The sequence below is a fragment of the Reichenbachiella sp. genome, assembly GCF_039944555.1.
Taxonomy (GTDB): domain Bacteria; phylum Bacteroidota; class Bacteroidia; order Cytophagales; family Cyclobacteriaceae; genus Reichenbachiella.
Map to the genome: position 1 here is coordinate 473,516 of NZ_JBDUYN010000012.1, position 20,698 is coordinate 494,213.

Genomic DNA, 20,698 nt, shown 5'->3' on the forward strand with positions numbered 1-20,698 from the left:
CCTTAGTCTATTTTTGAATCAGTTGTTCACTGGTCATGCCAAGTCGCCTTTCTCTGTTTTGAAAGTCTAAAATGGCATGGTATAAATGTTCTTTTCTGAAATCTGGCCAAAGCGTTTCTGTAAAATGCAGCTCCGCATATGCGGCTTGCCACAATAAAAAATTACTAATTCGATGCTCACCACTTGTTCGGATCATTAACTCTACCTCGGGTGTGGTGTGCTCATCTATGTACTTGTTTATGAAGTCAATACTTATTGTATCAACTTCAACCTTAGTTTCCTCTATTTCATTAATCAGCTTTTTAACCGCATGGCTGATTTCCCACTTACCTCCATAATTGAGAGCAAGAGACAGAATCATACCTGTATTTTGTTCTGTTTGCTTCACACCCAGCTGAAGGTTTTTTTGCGCGTCAATTGGTAAATGCTCAATATCACCTATTGGTTGCAAGCGAATATTGTTTTTCACCAACGTTGGAATTTCTTTTTTAATTGTGGAAACTAAAAGTGACATAAGTCCTTCTACTTCCAGCTTCGGTCTATTCCAATTTTCTGTTGAAAAAGCATACAATGTAAGATTCTTAACCCCAAGTTCAGCGCAACCTTCCGTTACATCGCGGACAGCCTTAATGGCGTTCTTATGACCGAACAGCCTAGCTGCCCCTCGTTTCTTTGCCCATCGCCCGTTGCCGTCCATTATTACGGCTATATGTGCTGGAATTTTTGCTGGATCAATCTTCTCTTTCATGCCCTCTTGCTGGCTTTTAGCCAAAACCAAACCGCAAATTTGTGCTTTTTTTTAGTCAAAAGGAATTTATGCTGGATTTAATTATTTGTACAGGGAATTGTTAGGAACATACTTATACTGGCAGGGTATTTTATATATCAAGTAGGAGAGTGAAATCCCAAAAAAATGATACCAATCTTTGTCGTTGGGATTACCAAACTGAGTGTTGGTTTTGTCGAATACATCTCCATCTGATATCCCATCAAGTTTGTCAAAAAAAGTCTTTCGAGCTCCAAACTCGACAGCGACACTGAACTGTTTGCCAACTAAATGCTTAATGCCACCGCCAAAAGGAAGCACTGGCTGGATGCTACTAAAATTGTCATTTTGCTCATCAAGATTAAGAAATTTAGTTAATCCAAACCCTGCAAAGAAATAAGGGGTCCACTTGATTGTGGAGTTTTGGTTTTTGTAATCTAAAAAGTGATATTCAAAAGTGGCCGAGGCTTCCACAAAAGATCTACTAAAGGAAGCATTTCGAATTACTCCAAGAGCATCGAATGGTTTGCTATCGTCTCCTGATACTTTACCATAGAGTAAGGCCAATTTAAAACTCACATCTTTTTCAAAGTTTATTCTATAGAGACCTTGAACACCTAGGCTTTGATTAAACAATTCATAACCTCTGTATAAATCGCCTGCATAGCTTACACCTCCAATTGCAACTCCGTATTCAGTTTTTTGCCCTAAACACAAAGTTTGTATTAAAAGAAAAGCCGATAGAATCGGCAATTTTTTATATACAATATGTAGTGGTGAGTTGTTCAAATAGAAAGATTTATCTGAATTTGCCTCGGGTCACACCTTTTTGATCAAATATATATACAATCCTAAGTTGGGTGACCAAATACATATCCTTGTCGGATGACCCGCCTCTTGAGTTTTCCACCCCAGGACCATAGCCAGACCCGTGTGTATATGGTCCAGTAATTGCAATATCACCTCCACCATTGGTCAGATTTAGCCCTCTATCTTGACCTGTTGAAGCACTCGTAGCCTCGGCCCCCCTTTCGGACATGGCGCGTGCTAGAGGGTCAGTGAATAAATCAAAATCAACGTAAGCGTTGCTTACATCATCAATGTAATCGGTAAATAATTTTCTTAAGCCAACCTCAAAATTTAAATCAAAATTGCCAGGAAGTCGAACTTTTACTCCAGCTCCTATTGGTATGGCAAGGTTGAATTTTGAATAAGGTTTGAGTCCCAAGGTATCCAATTGCTGACCTTCTGTTCCTAAAGATCTTAGGTCAACCCATTCCCCAGCTTGCTCAAGTGCATTACCAGCTTGGTCTGTGGCTGGTGCTTTAGCCTTGGGTGCATGACTAAAAACCGCAACTCCAACAAACATGTACGGGTTGATAGGGAATCTTCCTCGCGCACCTCCATTATTAGGTATAAGATCGGCTTCGAAACCCAAAGAGAGCTCATGGATATTATTTTTAAAATGCAGATTACGAAGGTATCTGCCTCTAGTACTTGCGTCATCAGAAGAAGCATCCGCTGCGCTAAAGTCATCACCCTTTATTGAACCAAAGTTATAACCTAACCGAAGGAATATGCCCGGATAAATCATCCGTGAGCCAGTGATGCCAAAACCGGCACGAGTGAAACTCAAATCTGTACTTAGTTTTTTAGGCGTCGGAGCAAGGTCACCAAAATAGTTCATGGCATTGAGGCTAAAACCTGCAGTCCAATATTTCGTATTTCCTACACCTTTGTAGCTCGTTCTTCCACCACTATAATTTGAATACTTTTTATTACGGTTCTTATTGTACCCATAGCGTCTCTTCTGGCCATAGGAGTCAGTTACACATGCAAAGAACAGCACCAGAATAAATGAAGTCAGTAAATATTTACGCATTTCCAATAATCAAACGACCAAAAATCTTTTATAATATACTTAGGCGCAATTTATTTGAACGCTAAAATTATTGCTTTTAACTTCTAATTCCTAACGTCTTGACCCCAATTTAGCTTATTCCTAAGTGTATCGAAAAAACTAGAACCGGAAATCTTTACAAGTTTTGCCGAAAAACTTGCCTTTGTCAAAGATATTTTGACGGTGCTATTTACAGTGTGTGAACGGGAATCAAGAGAGATTAAAAATGATCGACCCTTGCCCTCAATTTCAAAAGATATTTCACTGTTGTCCGACACCACAAGAGGGCGTACATTAAGGTTATGAGGGCTAACTGGTGTAATAATAAAACTGGCTGACTGTGAAAGCACAAGAGGTCCACCGCAGCTAAGTGAGTATCCCGTTGAGCCTGTAGGAGTAGATACCATAAGGCCGTCAGCCCAATAAGTGTTAACGAATTCTCCGTCGATGTAGCATCTAACAATAATCATTGATGAAGTATCTCGTTTGAGTATTGCTACTTCATTAAGTGCAAAGTTCTGATCTTTGAATAACTGGGTATTACTTTTAAGATGAAGTAATGAGCGTTCTTCCAGTTCATATTGGCTATCAAAAAAAAGGTTTAATGCACTTTCAATATCGTTTTTGGCCGTGGTTGCTAAAAATCCCATCGTCCCTAGGTTAATCCCTAAAATAGGAATTTCCAAAGGGCCTACTAAAGACACAGTCTCTAGCAATGTGCCATCTCCCCCAAGACTAAAGAAGAAGTCTATCGGGTCTAGATTTTCGAGGATACTTATCTGCGGATAAGCTGCTAAGAAATCTTTCGTCTCTGATTGATTCTCTTTGGCACATACATCGGTAATATAAATTTCATGGCCCAGATTGAGCAATTTTTTTGCAATGGTTTGAACATATGGGAAAGACTCTTTCGAGAACCTCCTTCCATGCAGCGCTATTCTCATGTGTTACCTGGATTTAAACTTTGAGATATCTGAGAAGTGTGTCTAGTCTTTCTTTTTCGACTAGCTCCTCGTCCCCCTTTCCAAAGATAGAACTAATTGTATACCCAAATCGCTCTAATGCGGATATAATTGCTGATCCGTTTTCAAGATTCAATTTGATTGTAACCCGAATTTTCCCAGGCTGTTGTTCGTGATTTTCAATAAAGCTACTTAATATCTTCCCACCTTCAGATTCTATGATTCTGCTAAGTTCTGTCATAGAATAGTCGGTCTGAGGCATGGAAAGGACAATAATAGTACCGGGGCTGTTTATTGAGGACATTTTAGAAAATGCTTCAACGACGTCTTGAATTGTAACCGCCCCAAGATAACTTTCATTTTCGTCCAGAACGGCTACAAGATTTGAACCTGCTTCATAAGCTTTTTTGAGTAGCTCATAGTAGTGCTCGTTTTGATCTACATATAGTCCTGTGCCCATAAATTGGTAGTCCTCAATTTTTTGTGCACCAGTAAAGTGGTCGAAAAGCAAATTCTCATTAAAAAAGCCTAAGAATTTACCTTTTTGGACGATTGGAAGTTCATGCACATGAAATTCAGCCATCCATGACTGTGCTTTTTCAATACTATCGTCAGGTTTTAAAGGTGGTATCGTATAATTGATTAAATCCTTTGCTCTCATACTGCGACTGTTTGATTTAAAAATTCGTCTAGAATTTCGTTAAACTTATCAGGCTGCTCCATCATAGGTGCATGGCAGCACTCATCAATGAAGCGCAAAGTTGAATTTTTTATGAGCCGGTTGAAGTCATGGCCTACCCTAGGCGGCGTTATTGTATCATTGAGCCCCCATATTAATAGGGTCTCGTTTTTAATTTTGGATAATTCCTCAGAAAGATTATTTCGCTGCGCCGACTTTGCCATAGCTATTATTCTCAGGCACTTTGGAATGTCATTGGTGGTTTCAAAAATTTCATCTATATATTCCTTAGTGGCTGTATTTGGGTCGTAAAAAGTGTACCGTACTTTCTCTTCTATGTACGAGTAGTTACCCCGTTTTGGATAGGATCCCCCCATTGAATTTTCAAAAAGGCCAGAACTTCCTGTTAATATCATTCTGTCTACTTTTTCCGGATGTTTCAAAACGTACATAAGAGCTACATGACCTCCAAGAGAATTACCCATAATATCAAAATTATTATAACCCTTGTGGTCAATAAAAGATTCGCAAAACTCTGTCAATTTTGTCAATCCGGTCTCTCGAACTGGAAGATCATAAATAGGTAGCATTGGAATTACTACTTTGAATTGATTCGAAAATTTGTCCACCACGGCTTCCCAATTACTCAAAGCACCAAATAGGCCATGAAGCAAGAGCATGACTTTTCCTTCGCCCTCTTCTATGTACTTGAATTCTCCTTCTTCTATGATATTGGGTACTTGCAACATACTGTAATTATAGTTTCACTAATATTAGGTATAATATATTAAATTCTAACGAATCAAACCTTAAGTTCTTGTTGATTTACTAATTCTTTAGATTGTTCGAAAAAGTCCATAAAATAAGGGAACAATCCGGAAAAGACATCGAATAATTTTGGAGCAAAGGATGCAATTGGCTCATACAAGATACTATCACTGACAGTATCTTGGCTAATACTTCCTCCAAACGACTCAAATATCCAAAGAAAAATACTAATAAAGAGTGCCCACTTTATAATACCCATCAAACTTCCAATTACATCATCAAGACTTCCTAATAGGGTCAAGTCCAAAATTTTCTTAACGGCTTTGCCAACCAAATTTAGGCCTATTATTATGCCAATAAATATAATGCTGAAGGCTATAATGGGAAGTAACGAATCATAACCTTCAATGTAATCCGATAACAACGAAATACCCCAATCTAATAACTTGATACCAGCTATTAAGGCAACAAAAAATGCAAGCAGTGAAATTACCTCCATTAGCATGCCTCTCTTGAAACCGGTATAGGCGCCAATTAACAAGAAAATCAGAATGATGATATCAATGGTATTCACCTTAGGTAAGCAAAGTTTTGACCATGGCAGAGATTGTTTTACCGTCGGCTTTTCCTGCCAGGGCTTTTGTAGCCATGCCCATCACCTTTCCCATGTCCTGCGGACCGGAGGCCCCAACCTGATCAATTACTTTTTGTAATTCGGCTTTCAGTTCATCTTCAGAAAGCTGCTTCGGTAAGTATTGACTAATTACCTCCAATTCACCTTGTTCTTTATCAGCCAAATCATCTCTTCCTTGTTCGCGAAATAAATCAACGGAATCCTTTCGTTGCTTGGCTGCCTTCATCAAAAGCTTCATTTCAGCATCTTCAGAAATATCCTCACTAGCTCCTTTTTCAGTCTCAGCTAGAAGAATCATGGATTTAATTGCTCTCAGGGCAGTTAATTTTTCTTTTTCTTTGGCCAGCATGGCTGATTTGATGTCCTCATTTATTTGGTCTTTCAAGCTCATATTCTTCGTTTCTTTAATCAGTGAATTGATTATTTTTGCGGCAAATTTAATCAGAAAGAATTCTAACCCAATGAATAGCCTAAGTTACAAAAGGCACGTAATAGGACGTATGACAAAATTGAGCGTAAACGTAAATAAATTCGCTACCATCCGAAACGCCCGAGGGGGTAACAATCCTGACCTAATTCAGGTGGCTAAAGATTGTGAGAAATTTGGAGCCCAAGGGATCACCGTGCATCCCAGGCCAGACGAAAGACATATCACTACTCAGGATGTTTATGAATTGAAGGAAGTGGTGACCACAGAATATAATATTGAAGGATACCCCGACGAGCGATATTTGAGAATTATAGAAGAAGTGAAGCCAGCACAAGCCACTTTGGTTCCGGACTCACCTGAGGTATTAACTTCTAACGCAGGATGGGATACAATTGCTCACGACGCATTTTTAAAGGAAACAATCGACAGAATCAAAGCCGCGGGAGTTCGAGTCTCTATTTTTATAGACCCATTACCAGAAAGAATAGAAGGAGCAGCGAAGGTTGGAGCAGATCGGATAGAATTGTACACTGAGGCATTTGCGAGTGGCTATTTCACGGGCAAGGAAGAGGCAGTTAGGGCGTATGCAAATACGGGCCTTTTAGCCAAGGATTTAGGTCTTGGAGTCAATGCTGGTCACGATTTGGATCTTAATAATCTCAAATATCTAAAAGACCAGTTGCCTTTTTTGGACGAAGTGTCAATCGGTCACGCTTTAGTATGTGATGCGCTTTATCTCGGCCTTGAAAATGCCATTCAGATGTATAGAAGACAATTGAAATAAATGGAAACCCTGAACTATAAACGGTTTGGTGAGGGACAACCTTTAATCATTCTTCATGGCTTTCTCGGTTCGTTGGACAATTGGCTAACGCTTGCCAAAAAGTTCTCAGAAAACTTTGACGTTATATTAATAGATCAGCGAAATCACGGTAAATCTTTTCACTCGAATGAGTTCGGCTACGAAGTAATGGTGGCCGACTTGGAACAGTTAATAGATCATTTAAAATTAGAAGACCCGATCTTGTTAGGACACTCTATGGGTGGAAAAACGGTAATGCAGTATGCAGCATTTTATCCTCAGCAGATTGATAAATTAATCGTTGCTGACATCGGTCCGAAAGCATACCCAGTTCACCACGATCAGATTCTAAGGGGATTACAAGAAATACCAATAGATAAAATTGACTCGAGACAGGATGCAGATGAAATATTGTCGAAATATGTTGAATTTGCGAGCACAAGAGTTTTTCTCTTGAAAAACCTAAAGAGAACATTTGATGGTTTTGATTGGAAAATGAATTTACCCGTTTTGACAAAAAAAATAAATGAAGTGGGAAAACCGTTGATTTACCACTTGCCCATCGAGACGGAAACTTTGTTTATCCGAGGCGGAAGTTCTGGTTATATTCCAGATGAAGACTGGGAAGATATTGAAGAAATATTTTCGAATGCTAATTTGGTGACTGTTGAAAATGCAGGGCATTGGCTTCATGCCGAGAATCCTCAGCGCTTTTATGAGTTAGTAACTAACTTTCTGGTATGAGTGAAACAAAATTGTACATGGTACCAATGGTCATTGCTGATAATACAGAACAAACTGTCATTAGTGATCAGGTCAAACATGTAATCAAATCATTAGACTATTTCTTAGTAGAAAATGTTCGTACAGCGCGGCGATACATTAGTAAGTTGAGATTGGGATTGGTCATCGAAGATTTAGAATTTGACATCCTTGACAGAAAAACCAAACCTGAGCTAGTGAAAGAGTATTTCGATAAGGCGAAAGGAAAAAATATTGGAATTCTGTCCGAATCGGGATGTCCGGGAATAGCGGACCCAGGTGCAGTGGCTGCTTCAGTCGCCCATGGCCAGGGCATAAGGGTGGTGCCACTAAGTGGGCCGTCTTCAATTTTTCTTGCCTTGATGGGTTCGGGATTTAATGGTCAATCTTTTGTTTTTCATGGTTATGTGCCGATTGATAAAATGGATCGAGAGCGAAAGATTAAGGTCATGGAAGAATCTGCCATTCGTTTGCGCCAGACACAAATTTTTATGGACACACCTTATCGCAATCAAAAATTATATGAACATCTGCTAAAAGCTTGCCATCCCAACACTTTACTTTCTGTGGCCAAAGGCATTACAGGAGATGAAGAGTTTATTTCCACTAAAATGATAGCTGATTGGAGAAAAGAAAAAATAAACCTGCACAAAACACCAACTATTTTTTCTCTTTATGCGTGACCAAAAGAGTCTTATTTTTGGAAACAAATCATTTATCCTAAATTTGCCGACTTAAAATTAGAAAACACATACAATATGCCATATTTATTCACCTCGGAATCTGTATCCGAAGGACACCCAGATAAAGTAGCTGATCAAATTTCTGACGCGCTGTTAGATCATTTTCTAGCATTTGATAATCAATCAAAAGTAGCCTGTGAAACTTTAGTTACTACTGGTTTAACAGTATTGAGCGGTGAGGTAAAAACAAACTCCTATGTGGATGTTCAAAATGTGGCACGGGAGGTAATTAACCGAATTGGCTATACCAAAGGAGAATATCAGTTTGATGGAAACTCATGTGGCGTGATATCTGCGATTCATGAACAATCTCCGGATATCAATCAGGGAGTAGAAAGGGCCAATGAAGAAGAGCAAGGTGCCGGTGACCAGGGAATGATGTTTGGCTATGCGACTAACGAAACTGAAAACTATATGCCCTTGGCGCTTCAGCTTTCGCATATGTTGTTGATAGAACTTGCGAAACTGAGGAAAGAAGATGAGGCAATCAAATACTTGAGACCAGATGCGAAGTCACAGGTAACTATCGAATATAATGACGATAACAAGCCAGTGAGAATTGACGCGATTGTCGTTTCAACTCAACATGATGATTTTGACGAGGAATCAGCTATGCTAGCTAAAATCAAAGAAGACATCGTAAAAATTTTAGTTCCTAGAGTTGTAGCTCAACTGAAACCGGAAATTCAGGCATTATTCAACGAAGACATAAAATATCATATCAATCCAACTGGTAAATTTGTGATAGGCGGACCACACGGTGACACAGGTTTGACAGGAAGAAAAATCATTGTGGATACCTACGGTGGAAAAGGTGCACATGGAGGAGGAGCATTTTCAGGCAAAGACCCTTCAAAGGTTGACAGGTCTGCGGCCTACGCGACCAGACATATTGCAAAGAACCTTGTAGCAGCTGGTGTTGCAGACGAAATCTTAGTGCAGGTTTCTTATGCCATAGGAGTAGCAGAGCCAATGGGTATTTTTGTAAATACTTATGGAACTGCAAAAGTGGATATGATAGACGGAGAAATCGCTAGTAAAATCTCAGAGATCTTTGACATGCGTCCAGCGGCATTGATCAAAAGATTGAAACTAATGAATCCGATTTATTCGGAAACGGCTGCCTACGGCCACATGGGTCGTACTCCTGAGGTAAAATCAGTTTCTTTTACAAGTCCGGCTGGCAACACTACTCAAGAGGTAGAAACTTTCACCTGGGAAAAGTTAGATTACGTGGATCAGGTAAAACAATCCTTCGGATTGTAGGGTAATTTGAACCTTTCTGGTACTAATTGCGATTACATGATTTGATAACACAATTAAAGAAATGAAGAAATTAATTGCAATTGTACTTGTTCTCGTAGGTACCCAAGGTTGGACACAGATATTAAAGCCTGCTACATGGTCTATAGAAGTGTCCAATCCTTCCGCCCAGGTTGGGGAAACAGTTGACCTCATCTTTAATGTTAAGATAGATGAGGATTGGTATTTGTATTCAACAGATTTCGACCCTGACCTGGGACCAATGGTCACAGAGTTTGAATTCATTCCGGATTCCAGTTACGAACTTATAGATTCACTTGCTCCAATCGGGGCAAAGAAGAAGTACGATGAGCTCTGGGAGGGAGAATATACCTATTTTAGACATACGGCAAAATTCATACAGAAAATTAAGATTCTGAGCCAGAATCCTGAGATCAAAGGTAGTTATGCTTATCAGGTATGCACCGATGTTGATGGCAAGTGCATTCCATTCGATGATGAGTTTGATTTCGGGAAGTTACTTTCTTCAGGAGGGCAGAAAGTAGAGAAATCATCAGATTCAACAAGTGATTCAAAGACAGAAGTTGTCGAGGGCGGCATCCTCAAACAAAGAGGAGTTAATGATCCGTACAGTTTATTGGCATTTATGATTGCAGCCTTTATTGCAGGCTTAGCTGCCATATTCACTCCATGCGTGTTTCCCATGATTCCCATGACGGTAAGTTTTTTTACCGGCAAAAAATCAAAAGGGTTGGGTGTCTTGTACGGTTTGTCTATCATTATCATTTATACATTGATTGGCTCTCTCCTGGCACCGTTTATGGGGCCTGAAACTGCGAATGAATTGGCAACGAATTGGATTCCTAACGTGATTTTCTTTGCTGTCTTTGTCATATTCGCTCTTTCCTTTTTAGGGCTATTCGAAATAACACTTCCAAGCAAGTTTGTAAACAACATCGACAAGCAAGCCGATAAAGGTGGATTGGTTGGTGTCTTCTTTATGGCCTTTACTTTGGTGCTGGTATCTTTTTCTTGCACGGGCCCATTGGTGGGTACCATTCTGGTTGAGTCTGCTGGTGGACTAATTCTCAAGCCGGTACTAGGCATGTTTGCCTTTTCTTTGGCCTTTGCGTTACCATTTACGGTATTTGCGCTATTCCCAAGCTTGATGAATAATCTTCCAAAATCTGGTGGGTGGCTGAATAGCGTGAAAGTGGTATTAGGCTTTTTGGAGCTTGCCTTTGCGTTCAAATTTTTGAGTATTGCTGACCAGGCCTATCACTGGAACCTTTTGGATAGAGAAATCTACTTAGCCGTATGGATTGTGATTTTTACTTTGATGGGCTTTTATCTTTTGGGTAAAATCAATCTACCGCATGACAGTCAATCAGAGAAAACGACGGTTGGAGGACTGATGTTAGCGATTCTTACTTTTTCGTTCGTGGTCTATTTGATCCCGGGAATGTTTGGTGCACCGCTTAAGGCCTTGTCAGGCTACTTGCCACCGCAGACAACCTTAGATTTTGATTTGACAGCGAAGGGTCAGTACGTTCAAGAAGATAATTCGATCTGTGAGGCACCCAAGTATGCGGATTTTCTTCACCTGCCACATGGGATACAAGGATATTTCGATTATGATCAGGCATTGGCTTGCGCCAAAGAACAGAATAAGCCCCTGTTTATTGATTTTACAGGTCATGGTTGTGTGAACTGTAGAGAAATGGAAGCGAGGGTTTGGTCGGATCCGCAGGTACTTAAAAGATTGAAAGAGGATTTTGTCGTAGTGGCACTTTATGTGGACGATAAAACTGAGTTGCCTGAATCGGCATGGTACAAATCGAGTTACGATCAAAAAATTAAAAAATCGATTGGTAAGCAAAACGCTGATTTTCAAATTACCAAATTCAATAATAATGCACAGCCCTACTATGTAATTCTAGACATGGAAGGAGAGCTTATTCCTCCGATTAAGGCATATGACTTAAAAATTGCTAATTTTGTCGCGTTTTTAGATGAAGCCAAGGCAGAATTTTTGAACAGAAAGTGAAAAACAAAATAGCATGCAGTTTTTGAAGAAGTGGGGTTGGGGAATAGTGTTGTTTGCAGGTATTATACCCGCATCGATTTATTTCGCTTTTTTATATCAGCCAATATCCAAGGCTGAGCTGGTAGAATTACCTCCTGAGCAGGACACTGTTCAGGCTTATATTCCAAAGAAATACTTCGGAATAATAGTAGACTCACTTCAGATTGAGGAGGGGAAAATTAAAAGGAATCAAAACCTGGCTGATATCCTTAAACCATTCAACGTTCCCTACGAAAAGATCCATCAGGTCGCCAAACAGTCCAAGACTGTTTTTGATGTAAGAAAATTCGTTTCAGGCAAGCCCTATTCTATGCTTTACAAAGGTGATAGCCTGAAGGAAGCTACGCATTTTATTTACAGACCCAATGCGATTGATTATGTTGTAATAGATTTTCAGGATTCCGTAAACATGTACCAGGCAAGTAAGGAAATCGTGCTGAAGGAGACTGAAATGGCGGGTGAAATTAATACCTCGCTGTACGTGGATATGCTTGAATCGGGAGGCCACGCAGATTTGGTAAATAAATTGGTTGATGTATTTGCCTGGCAAGTGGACTTCTTTGGAATTCAGAAAGGTGATAATTACAAACTTATTTATGAGGAGCAATATGTAGATGAGGAGCTGGTCGGAATAGGTGAAATTAAAGCGGCCTATTTTCAGCACGTGGGTGATTCCTTTTATGGCTTTCGATTTGATCAGGGCAGTGGAGGGGACTACTTCAATGAAAAGGGACAGAGTCTAAGAAGGGAGTTTTTGAAGGCACCGTTAAGTTTTACCAGAATTAGCTCCAGATACACAGGCCGTAGATATCATCCGGTACAAAAAAGGTACAAGGCCCATTTGGGTACGGACTATGCAGCTCCTCGCGGTACACCCATTCGCGCTGTGGCTGACGGAAAAATAATCGCTGCGAAGTATCATCGATTCAATGGTAATTTTGTGAAAATACAGCATAATGGAAATATAGCCACTCAATACCTTCATATGTCGAAAATAGCTCGTGGTATAAAATATGGTGGAAAGGTGAAAAGAGGACAAACCATCGGTTTTGTGGGCTCGACAGGCCTGGCTAATGGGCCTCATCTGTGCTACAGATTTTGGAAAAATGGAGTACAAGTTGATGCGCTTAAGGTTGAGCTTCCTCCTTCGGAGCCAATATTGGAAACACATATGGCCACCTTCGATTCTATAAGGTTGGTTTGGCAGCAGAGGTTGGATCAGATTTATCTGCAACCGGAAGTTGATAGCGTAGTTTACGCCAGCGTTACATCCCAATTTTGAACCAATGACTTACGACGTAGCACAAATATCTGAACTAATCAAAAATCGTAGATCAGTATTTCCGAAGAATTATTCCGGAGAACGAGTGGCAGATGAGGTGATTACTGAAATGCTTGAAAATGCTAATTGGGCCCCTACGCATAAGATGACGGAGCCATGGAGATTTACCATATTCTGTGATGAAGGCATTGAAGTGTTTGCCAACTATCAGGCTGAGCGCTATTTGAAGTCAGCGGGTAAAAATCCTGATAAGGAAAAAATAAAAAAGTTGAAGTCCAAACCTCTGATGTGCTCACATATCATCTCCATTGGGATGAAGAGAAATAAGTCCATACCCAAAATGGAGGAAATAGCGGCTGTTGCGGCAGCGGTACAAAATATGCATTTGACGGCAACTGCCCATGGTGTGGGTTGTTATTGGAGTACCGGTGGGGTAACATATGATAAGAAGGCAAATTCTTTTTTCGATCTTGGCGAAAAAGATTTATTGATGGGATTCTTATATATAGGTATGCCCAAGCAGGGCAAATGGCCAAAAGGCAAACGCAAAGCCATTGATAAAAAAGTGCGTTGGATTAAGAAATAATCTATTTCCAAATGATCAGCTCCCAGCGATAGGCCCATCGCCAGCTAAGTGCATAATTTACAATCCCGGCTAAATTCAAATACCGTTCGAGTTCCTCTCTTACAAAAGACCGCTCGACAGATAGTACAGAATCGTATTTAACCATTTCTGATTTGGACCAACGGGTGATTAAGTGCTTGGTAAATAAATAAGACACCCAGTGTCTGTGCAAGTCGTTGATGACAATACCTACATCAACCTGACCGATCAACTGTCTAAGCAATTCTATGATTTCTTCTTCCTGCAGGTGGTGAAGAAATAGGCTGGCATGTGCTATATCATACTTTTGATTTCTAAAAGTGTCACTCAGTATGTTATCAGAAATGAGATTGACATTGGAGTATTTTCTGCAGTTTTTTTTAGCGTAATCTATTATGTACTCATTGGCATCTATTCCTGTCAGCTGCAGATTGTGCTTGTGTTTTTTCCCCCATCTGGCAAATAATTTGAGTGTATCTCCTCCTCCGCAACCCAGATCTACAAGACTATATTTTTCTTGTGGGCCCTTTGCGATTAATTTTTTGACTCCGTTGAGTGAGAGTTGGTCACCGCCCAGATAGGTGTTAATTTGATGAATTTCATGTAAGGTTTGATCCACCACTTCGCCCTGACAGAAGAAATCGTCCATAATTTCTTCTTTTAGCGAACGCTGATTGAGAAAACTGAGCATAGATTAGGTGGTTTTAAATAATAAGCTTTCAAGTGTGAGCCCGGGTCCAAAAGCAAAAGACAGGATTTTTTTGTTTGGTTGAGTTTTGAGTTCAGACCAAACTTTTTTCAAAACGAATAGAACAGTCGGTGAAGACATATTTCCATAGTTTTTGAGAGTTTCATAGGCTGCACAGTTTTGCTCTTTGGATATTCCTAATTCGTTTTCTATGGCTTCCAGGATTTTTTTGCCACCCGGGTGAATGGCGAAAGCATCTATGTCGGCTATTTTCAAGTTAGTCTTATGAAACAACTTCGTAGCAAGTTGTTGAATACCGCCTTCTATTATTTTTGGCACATAGGCTGTTAGTGCCATTTGGAAGCCAAAGTCTCCTATCTGCCAGGCCATGTCATTTTTTCCATTCATTAGGAGCTGACTGGCTGAAGATACAATTTCCAGAGAGGGATGACTGGCATTTTCTTCTCCTGAGATGACAACTGCTGCAGCACCGTCTGCAAATAAAGAATGTGCAAGCAGATTATCTTCGGTAAATTCTTTTTGAAGGTGCAGGCTGCACAACTCGACACTAACGATGAGCACTTTAGCCTCAGGTTGATTATTGCAAATTTCTTTACTTATCCCGATGGCATTCATTGCGGCATAACACCCCATGAAGTTGAGGCTGTTGCGACGAATGTCAGCTGAAAGATTGAGTGCTTTCACCAGGTCTACATCCAGTCCGGGGGCATACATGCCTGTACAGCTGACTGTTATCAAATGTGTAAATTCTGACAATTGATGCTTGCCTCCGAGACATTCGGTAACAGCAGAAATAGCTAACGGCAGGGCTTTCTCACGATAAGTGAGCATTCGTTTTTGCGTACTTGGAAAGAACTCATTTTCCGGTTGGTTTGGATAGAAGGTAAATGAGCCCGGTTTCTTTTTATAATCATCTAAAACCGAATATCTATGGTTGATACCAGTAGCTCGGTAAAGGACCTGGAGTTTTTTTTGCTCGGGTTGACTTAGTGCCAAATGCTCACACATAAACTGCGCAAGATCTTTTTGCGCATATCGATTTGCCGGATTGGCTGTTCCTATAGCTGTAATGAAGGCTCCCATTTTCTGAACCTGAAAATAAGAAATTTTTATCGATTCGAACGATTTAATAAAATGTTTGAATCAGAATTGTATTCCTTCCTTTTTTGGTAAATTGTTGAATTATGCCTTTTCAATGAAAAAATCGACTTTTCTCCACCTCAGATTTCCGTTTTCATTTTATCTCCTGCCTGTTTTTCTTTTTGGAGTTGCAGTCGCGCAACCCGAGAATTGGATGAGGTTGGGCCTGGTTTTTTTCGTTTTGCATTTCTTGTTATATCCGGCAAGCAATGGTTATAACTCTTATTTCGACAAAGACGAAGAGAGTATCGGAGGATTGGAGCACCCTCCTGCTACCACAAAGAATTTGTATAGGTGGGCGCTCATACTTGATAGTGCCGCCTTGCTTTTAGGTTTATTGGTCGACTGGAAGTTTAGCGCGATGCTTTTGATTTATGGCTTGGCCTCTAAGGCATATAGCCATCCGATCGTTCGATTAAAAAGGCGCCCAATACTGGGTTGGCTTGCGGTAGGTGTATTTCAGGGATATTTCACTTTTTTGATGACGGTATACGGAGTGCTGGACATTACCATTGCTTCACTTTTTGAGTGGAGCTGGCAATCTCCTGCCTTACTTAGTTCATTACTATTGTTAGGAAGCTATCCGATGACACAAATTTATCAACATGACGAAGATATGAGAAGAGGAGATATCACCCTGAGTTTAACCTTGGGTGTGAGGGGTACCTTTTATTTTACCGGGCTATTTTTTTTAGTTTCAAGTGTAGGATTTTTCCTATACTTTAAGGAAACCTTTTCCATTCAGATTGGTCTCTTGTTTGTCGCACTTTTGTCTCCTGTGTGCCTGTATTTCAGCTATTGGTTTGTAAAGGTCAGGAAGGATATCTATCAGGCTGACTTCAGACATACTATGCGATTAAATTTGGTGTCTGCGTTGATGTTGAATTTGTTTTTCGTGATTTTTGCCCTAAATATCTAGCAAACCAATGTCTCTCAATCCTGATCAGGACATATCGGATGAAAATTTTAAACGACTCTATTTTGAATATTACTCGGTAGCTCACCGTACGGCTATCTATATTCTAAAAAATCAGGATGCTGCAGAAGACGTGGCGCAAAATGTGTTTCTAAAACTATGGGATAAACGAAACCAACTAAGCGATCTCAACAACCCCAAGGCCTACATAGCACAAATGGCCCGAAATGGCGCACTGGACACGCTTAAGAAAGACGACAATCTGGGAGAAGAATATATTCCCCTGGAATTTGTTGATCACGCCGCTGATAACGGTTCTCAAAGCGAAGAAATGCGAGTGGCCATCGAGCGTGCAGTGGCTCAGCTCAGCCCAAAATGCCGTTTGGTTTTTTCACTCAGCCGGTTCGAAGGCCTTACGAATCCTGAAATAGCCGAACATCTGGATGTATCTATCAGAACTGTAGAAACACAGATATCCAATGCCTTAAAATTATTCAGAACCGACCTTAGACATTATTTCATCGAATTTTTGGGATGGGGAATATTGATCGGATACTACCTCATTGACCAGCCGTCAAATTTTATTTTCTAATTACTACGTGTTTTTATAATTCGTACGTCTTTAAGCTGAATCCAACAGTAAAAAGACATGAACGATCAGAAATTTTTTGACCTTAGTGCGAAGCGGTTATCGGGTACAATTACGCCCGAAGAAGAACTTGAACTGACCAACTACCTGGCTGATCAGCCTGATCAAAACAAAGCTTTTCAAGAGCTGGAAAGACACTGGAACGTCAGTGGCCAGTTGAGACTCAAATATGAGAATGATCCCCAGACAGCCTGGGAGAAATTTTCACAATTGAAATCTGATCACGAACCAAAGACGGTTCGTTGGGTTCACTTTGCCTATCGTCTTGCAGCTATGGTTATTCTCACCATTGGTTTGGGTTTCTTATTTAGAGAATTCGGGAAATCGGAGCCCTTCTATTACGCCACTTTTGAAGGAGAAACGAAATGGGTGGTATTGGCTGATAGCAGTCGAATCAGACTAAACGAATCCTCGCTGCTGACGATAGATGGAGATTTTAATGAGGAACAAAGAAATGTGAAACTCAAAGGAGAGGCCTTTTTTGAAATTGCCAGAGATGAAACGCGTCCATTCATCATTCAAACTGATAAAGCTACCACTCGCGTATTAGGTACTTCTTTCAACATCAAGGCTATAGAAAAGGAGCCTCATGTAGAAATATACGTAGTAAGCGGCAAGGTTTCTTTCTCGACCGAACAAGCAGAATTGATACTGACTAAGGGAATGGCAGCCAACTTTACTAAGGAGAGCAATTTGCTAGCACTCGATACTGATGAATACAACGCATTGGCATGGCATTCTAAAACATTAAAATTTGATGACGCTCCTTTGGACAAGGTATTTGCCGACCTGCAGGAATACTTTAACGTGGATATTTTCATGGCCAATGATAAAATAAAAAACTGCCGATTTACGGGAGAGTTCAAAGAACCCAGTCTTAACGAGGTCTTGAAAGTTATCTCAATTTCGGCGAGCGTATCCTTTACAAAAGAAAACAACAGCTATACCATACAAGGAGAGGGGTGCTCTCCAGCCAATTAGTCAAAATCTTAAAAAACTCAAATCAAAAGAACAATGAATAAGTTTTATTGCCTGATTTTCCTGTATCTACTATCTGGTACAGGACTGGTAGCTCAAGAGAAGCAAGAGATCAAAATCAATACTTTTTTTCATGAACTGTCTTTGGCCAAGGTGCTGGAGTATTTCGAACAACAATCGGACTACACGTTTTCCTACAGTTCTAATACCATTCCCTTGGATGAAAAAGTAACACTGAAAGAACAAAACATTTCTTTTTGGACAGCGCTGGACGAGGTGTTTAAATATATGCCGGTCACGTATGAGATTGTGAATAACAATATTGTATTGAAATACAATGAACTCACCCAGACGATTAGGGGAACCATACGTGATAAAGATAGCCAGCAACCCATTTTTGGAGCCACAGTTATAGTGGTAGGTTCATTCCCTCTTCAAGGGGCGACTACAGATGAGCAGGGGAGATATCGGATTCCTAACGTGAAGGTAGGACGCAAGACGCTTCGCTATAATTATTTAGGATATGAAGAAGGCATTATCCCTAATGCATTGCTTGGTTCAGGTAAGGAGTTAATTCTAGACGCAGAGCTTGTGGAGTCCGTGATCAAAATGGAAGAAATCGTAGTGAGCGCTGTAGGTATTGGTTCCCAACCGCTCAATGAGATGGGCATAATCAGTGGCCGTTCTTTTACGGTAGAAGAAACCAAGCGCTATCCCATCAGCATCGGTGACCCGATGAGACTGGCCTCCTCTTTTGCGGGGGTTATGGGCACGGATGATGGTTCTAATGAAATCATCATTCGCGGGAATACACCCAGAGGAATCTTGTGGAGAATGGAAGGGGTTGAAATCCCAAACCCTAATCACTTTTCAAGCGAAGGAGCTTCTTCCGGAGGTATCAGTATGTTCAGTACGCAGGTTATTTCCAGATCTGATTTTTATACCGGAGCATTTGCACCGGCATATGGAAATGCGCTCTCAGGAGTGTTTGATATCAACTTAAGAAAAGGCAACAACGAAAAGGCTGAACACACTATTCAAGCAGGTTTGCTCGGTCTGGACTTTTCTTCTGAAGGACCCATAAGTAAAGAAATGGGGAGCTCATATTTGTTCAACTACAGGTATTCGACTCTCGGCATGTTGGGTGATTTGGGAATAATAGAGTTGGGAGAAAATGAAAAAAACACCTTTCAGGATTTAGCACTAAAGGTTAACCTTCCTACCCGATCGCTGGGAACCTTCTCCCTATTTGGTATGGGAGGACTGAGCAAATACACCCAGGGTTTTAGGAATGCGGATGATGAAGAAAAGTACAACATGGGAGTGGTGGGTATTTCGAATGATTATGTGATCAATAAGAATACCTTTATCAAGACCACGTTTTCCGTATCTGCAACAGAAGTGTCAAATGATGAATTCGTAAAATTTGAAAACAACCGGGACACGGTAGATTTTTTTAATAAAGAATCCTTCAAAAAGAGCTACACCCGAGGTGCGGTGGTATTTAACAAAAAATTCAATTCACAGCATCTGTTAGAAGCAGGAGTTACGATCAGCCGGTTGGATTACAATTTTACGGAATTGGATCACGACATTAAGAGAACCGAGCCATTTGTAGACCTTGTATCCTTCAATGATGAAGGGGCTTCAGGTACTCAGCAAGCGTTTTTATCATGGAAATTCCGCATCAATGAACAATTGAGTCTTGTGAATGGATTGCATTACTTCAGGTTCAGTTTTACCGGTGAGGAGTCTTATGAACCCCGATCAAGTCTGAAATGGCAGTTTCGCGAAAATCAATCGATCACGGCCGGTTTTGGTGTGCACAGCCGCATAGAATCATTGGAATACTACCTGGGCAATCATATTAATTCTGACGGTACTACGGTGGATAACAATCCTGATTTGGGAATGGCCAAAACCAATCACTATGTGCTGGGCTACGATCGCGTACTCAGTCCGAGTTTGTATTTCAAAACAGAAATCTACTACCAGCATCTGTATAATATTCCGGTATCTCCGGATCCTACCTTCGGCTGGTATTCCTCCATCAATTCTACCGATGAATACGCCACCATTCCTTTGGTAAACGAAGGCACCGCTACCAACTATGGAATAGAAATGACACTGGACAAAAAGTTCTCTCGCAATTATTATTTCATGGTTAATGGCGCACTCTTCGAATCTAAGTACAAAGGAGGTGATGGTATCGAACGCGACAGTCGTTTCAATGGCAATTTCAATTTTCATGTCTTGGGAGGCAAAGAGTGGAAAGTGGGCAAAAATGGAAAGAACAATATCGTCGGTCTGAGTACAAAGATTTCCTATGCCGGAAACCAGCGTAATATTCCCATAGATTTGGAACAGTCGATAGTTGATAGCAGAGAGAGGTTGGACTATAGCAGAATTTATGCAGACAGGGTGCGAGAGTACTTCAGAATGGATGTGCAGATCAGCTATAGGAAAAACAGACCCAGGACTACCACAGAGTGGCGTTTGGATATCCAGAACATGACCAACAGATTCAACTATGGAGGTGAGGTCTACGATGGTGGGCTACAGCAAGTCGTGGCAGATAATCAGATCGGGCTGATACCGATATTGAGCTACCGGCTAGAGTTTTAA

21 protein-coding genes are annotated in these 20,698 nt (G+C 40.5%); 11 read left to right on the forward strand and 10 right to left on the reverse strand.

Translation table 11 applies throughout. The features are described from left to right. Window positions 1-7 precede the first annotated feature (7 nt). The 8 genes from ABJD64_RS19620 to ABJD64_RS19655 all read right to left on the reverse strand — a co-directional run bounded on the left by ABJD64_RS19620 (window position 8) and on the right by ABJD64_RS19655 (window position 6,100). A complete protein-coding gene (locus ABJD64_RS19620) occupies window positions 8-772 on the reverse strand; it encodes an isoprenyl transferase (protein ID WP_348180549.1) in 765 nt (254 codons plus the stop codon). Between the two features lie 57 nt (window positions 773-829). Then, window positions 830-1,555, reverse strand: coding sequence for a DUF6089 family protein (locus ABJD64_RS19625; RefSeq protein ID WP_348195914.1), 726 nt, complete (start codon window positions 1,553-1,555; stop codon window positions 830-832). Between the two features lie 10 nt (window positions 1,556-1,565). Next, complete coding sequence (locus ABJD64_RS19630) at window positions 1,566-2,648, reverse strand: DUF6089 family protein (RefSeq protein ID WP_348180548.1); 1,083 nt, start codon at window positions 2,646-2,648, stop codon at window positions 1,566-1,568. 83 nt (window positions 2,649-2,731) lie between these two features. After that, window positions 2,732-3,610, reverse strand: a complete 879-nt coding sequence (locus ABJD64_RS19635; RefSeq protein ID WP_348180547.1) for an NAD kinase — start codon at window positions 3,608-3,610, stop codon at window positions 2,732-2,734. 13 nt (window positions 3,611-3,623) lie between these two features. Next, window positions 3,624-4,289, reverse strand: a complete 666-nt coding sequence (locus ABJD64_RS19640; protein WP_348180546.1) for a CBS domain-containing protein — start codon at window positions 4,287-4,289, stop codon at window positions 3,624-3,626. Next, the gene (locus tag ABJD64_RS19645; protein WP_348180545.1) at window positions 4,286-5,056 is read right to left on the reverse strand and encodes an alpha/beta hydrolase; all 771 of its coding nucleotides are present in this window, start codon (window positions 5,054-5,056) and stop codon (window positions 4,286-4,288) included. Before ABJD64_RS19645 ends, ABJD64_RS19640 begins: the two co-directional genes overlap by 4 nt. A gap of 53 nt (window positions 5,057-5,109) precedes the next feature. Further along, complete coding sequence (locus tag ABJD64_RS19650; protein WP_348180544.1) at window positions 5,110-5,649, reverse strand: CvpA family protein; 540 nt, start codon at window positions 5,647-5,649, stop codon at window positions 5,110-5,112. A gap of 1 nt (window position 5,650) precedes the next feature. Next, complete coding sequence (locus ABJD64_RS19655) at window positions 5,651-6,100, reverse strand: GatB/YqeY domain-containing protein (protein WP_348180543.1); 450 nt, start codon at window positions 6,098-6,100, stop codon at window positions 5,651-5,653. A 109-nt stretch (window positions 6,101-6,209) separates the two neighbouring features. Here ABJD64_RS19655 and ABJD64_RS19660 point away from each other — a divergent pair, with 109 nt between their 5' ends. From ABJD64_RS19660 to ABJD64_RS19690, 7 genes are all read left to right on the forward strand, one after another. Beyond that, window positions 6,210-6,923 (forward strand): pyridoxine 5'-phosphate synthase, encoded by a 714-nt coding sequence (locus ABJD64_RS19660; RefSeq protein WP_348180954.1) that lies wholly within the window; start codon window positions 6,210-6,212, stop codon window positions 6,921-6,923. Beyond that, on the forward strand, window positions 6,924-7,685 hold the full coding sequence (locus ABJD64_RS19665; RefSeq protein ID WP_348180542.1) for an alpha/beta fold hydrolase: 762 nt from the start codon (window positions 6,924-6,926) through the stop codon (window positions 7,683-7,685). Then, window positions 7,682-8,386: an SAM-dependent methyltransferase gene (locus tag ABJD64_RS19670; RefSeq protein WP_348180541.1), complete on the forward strand. Its 705-nt coding sequence runs from the start codon at window positions 7,682-7,684 to the stop codon at window positions 8,384-8,386. The genes ABJD64_RS19665 and ABJD64_RS19670 overlap by 4 nt, the downstream gene beginning before the upstream one ends. Window positions 8,387-8,461: 75 nt before the next feature. After that, window positions 8,462-9,712 carry a methionine adenosyltransferase gene (metK, locus tag ABJD64_RS19675; RefSeq protein ID WP_348180540.1) on the forward strand — a complete coding sequence of 417 codons (1,251 nt, stop codon included), beginning with the start codon at window positions 8,462-8,464 and terminating at the stop codon, window positions 9,710-9,712. 61 nt (window positions 9,713-9,773) lie between these two features. Continuing rightward, window positions 9,774-11,756 (forward strand): thioredoxin family protein, encoded by a 1,983-nt coding sequence (locus ABJD64_RS19680; protein WP_348180539.1) that lies wholly within the window; start codon window positions 9,774-9,776, stop codon window positions 11,754-11,756. Between the two features lie 13 nt (window positions 11,757-11,769). Further along, entirely contained in the window at window positions 11,770-13,077 is a 1,308-nt protein-coding gene (locus ABJD64_RS19685; RefSeq protein ID WP_348180538.1) for a peptidoglycan DD-metalloendopeptidase family protein, read from the forward strand. Between the two features lie 4 nt (window positions 13,078-13,081). Continuing rightward, on the forward strand, window positions 13,082-13,663 hold the full coding sequence (locus tag ABJD64_RS19690) for a nitroreductase (RefSeq protein WP_348180537.1): 582 nt from the start codon (window positions 13,082-13,084) through the stop codon (window positions 13,661-13,663). A 1-nt stretch (window position 13,664) separates the two neighbouring features. Here the strand turns inward: ABJD64_RS19690 and ABJD64_RS19695 are convergent, their stop codons facing one another. Both ABJD64_RS19695 and ABJD64_RS19700 read right to left on the reverse strand, forming a co-directional pair. After that, complete coding sequence (locus ABJD64_RS19695) at window positions 13,665-14,372, reverse strand: methyltransferase domain-containing protein (RefSeq protein ID WP_348180536.1); 708 nt, start codon at window positions 14,370-14,372, stop codon at window positions 13,665-13,667. Between the two features lie 3 nt (window positions 14,373-14,375). Continuing rightward, entirely contained in the window at window positions 14,376-15,473 is a 1,098-nt protein-coding gene (locus ABJD64_RS19700) for a type III polyketide synthase (RefSeq protein ID WP_348180535.1), read from the reverse strand. A gap of 112 nt (window positions 15,474-15,585) precedes the next feature. Between ABJD64_RS19700 and ABJD64_RS19705 the strand changes: the two genes are divergently transcribed. Genes ABJD64_RS19705 through ABJD64_RS19720 form a run of 4 tightly spaced genes read left to right on the forward strand, consistent with a single transcriptional unit; the run spans window position 15,586 to window position 20,698 of the window. Then, entirely contained in the window at window positions 15,586-16,449 is an 864-nt protein-coding gene (locus ABJD64_RS19705; protein WP_348180534.1) for a UbiA family prenyltransferase, read from the forward strand. A gap of 7 nt (window positions 16,450-16,456) precedes the next feature. Then, entirely contained in the window at window positions 16,457-17,038 is a 582-nt protein-coding gene (locus tag ABJD64_RS19710) for an RNA polymerase sigma-70 factor (protein ID WP_348180533.1), read from the forward strand. A gap of 57 nt (window positions 17,039-17,095) precedes the next feature. Then, window positions 17,096-18,076 carry a FecR domain-containing protein gene (locus ABJD64_RS19715; RefSeq protein WP_348180532.1) on the forward strand — a complete coding sequence of 327 codons (981 nt, stop codon included), beginning with the start codon at window positions 17,096-17,098 and terminating at the stop codon, window positions 18,074-18,076. 33 nt (window positions 18,077-18,109) lie between these two features. Next, complete coding sequence (locus ABJD64_RS19720; RefSeq protein WP_348180531.1) at window positions 18,110-20,698, forward strand: carboxypeptidase-like regulatory domain-containing protein; 2,589 nt, start codon at window positions 18,110-18,112, stop codon at window positions 20,696-20,698.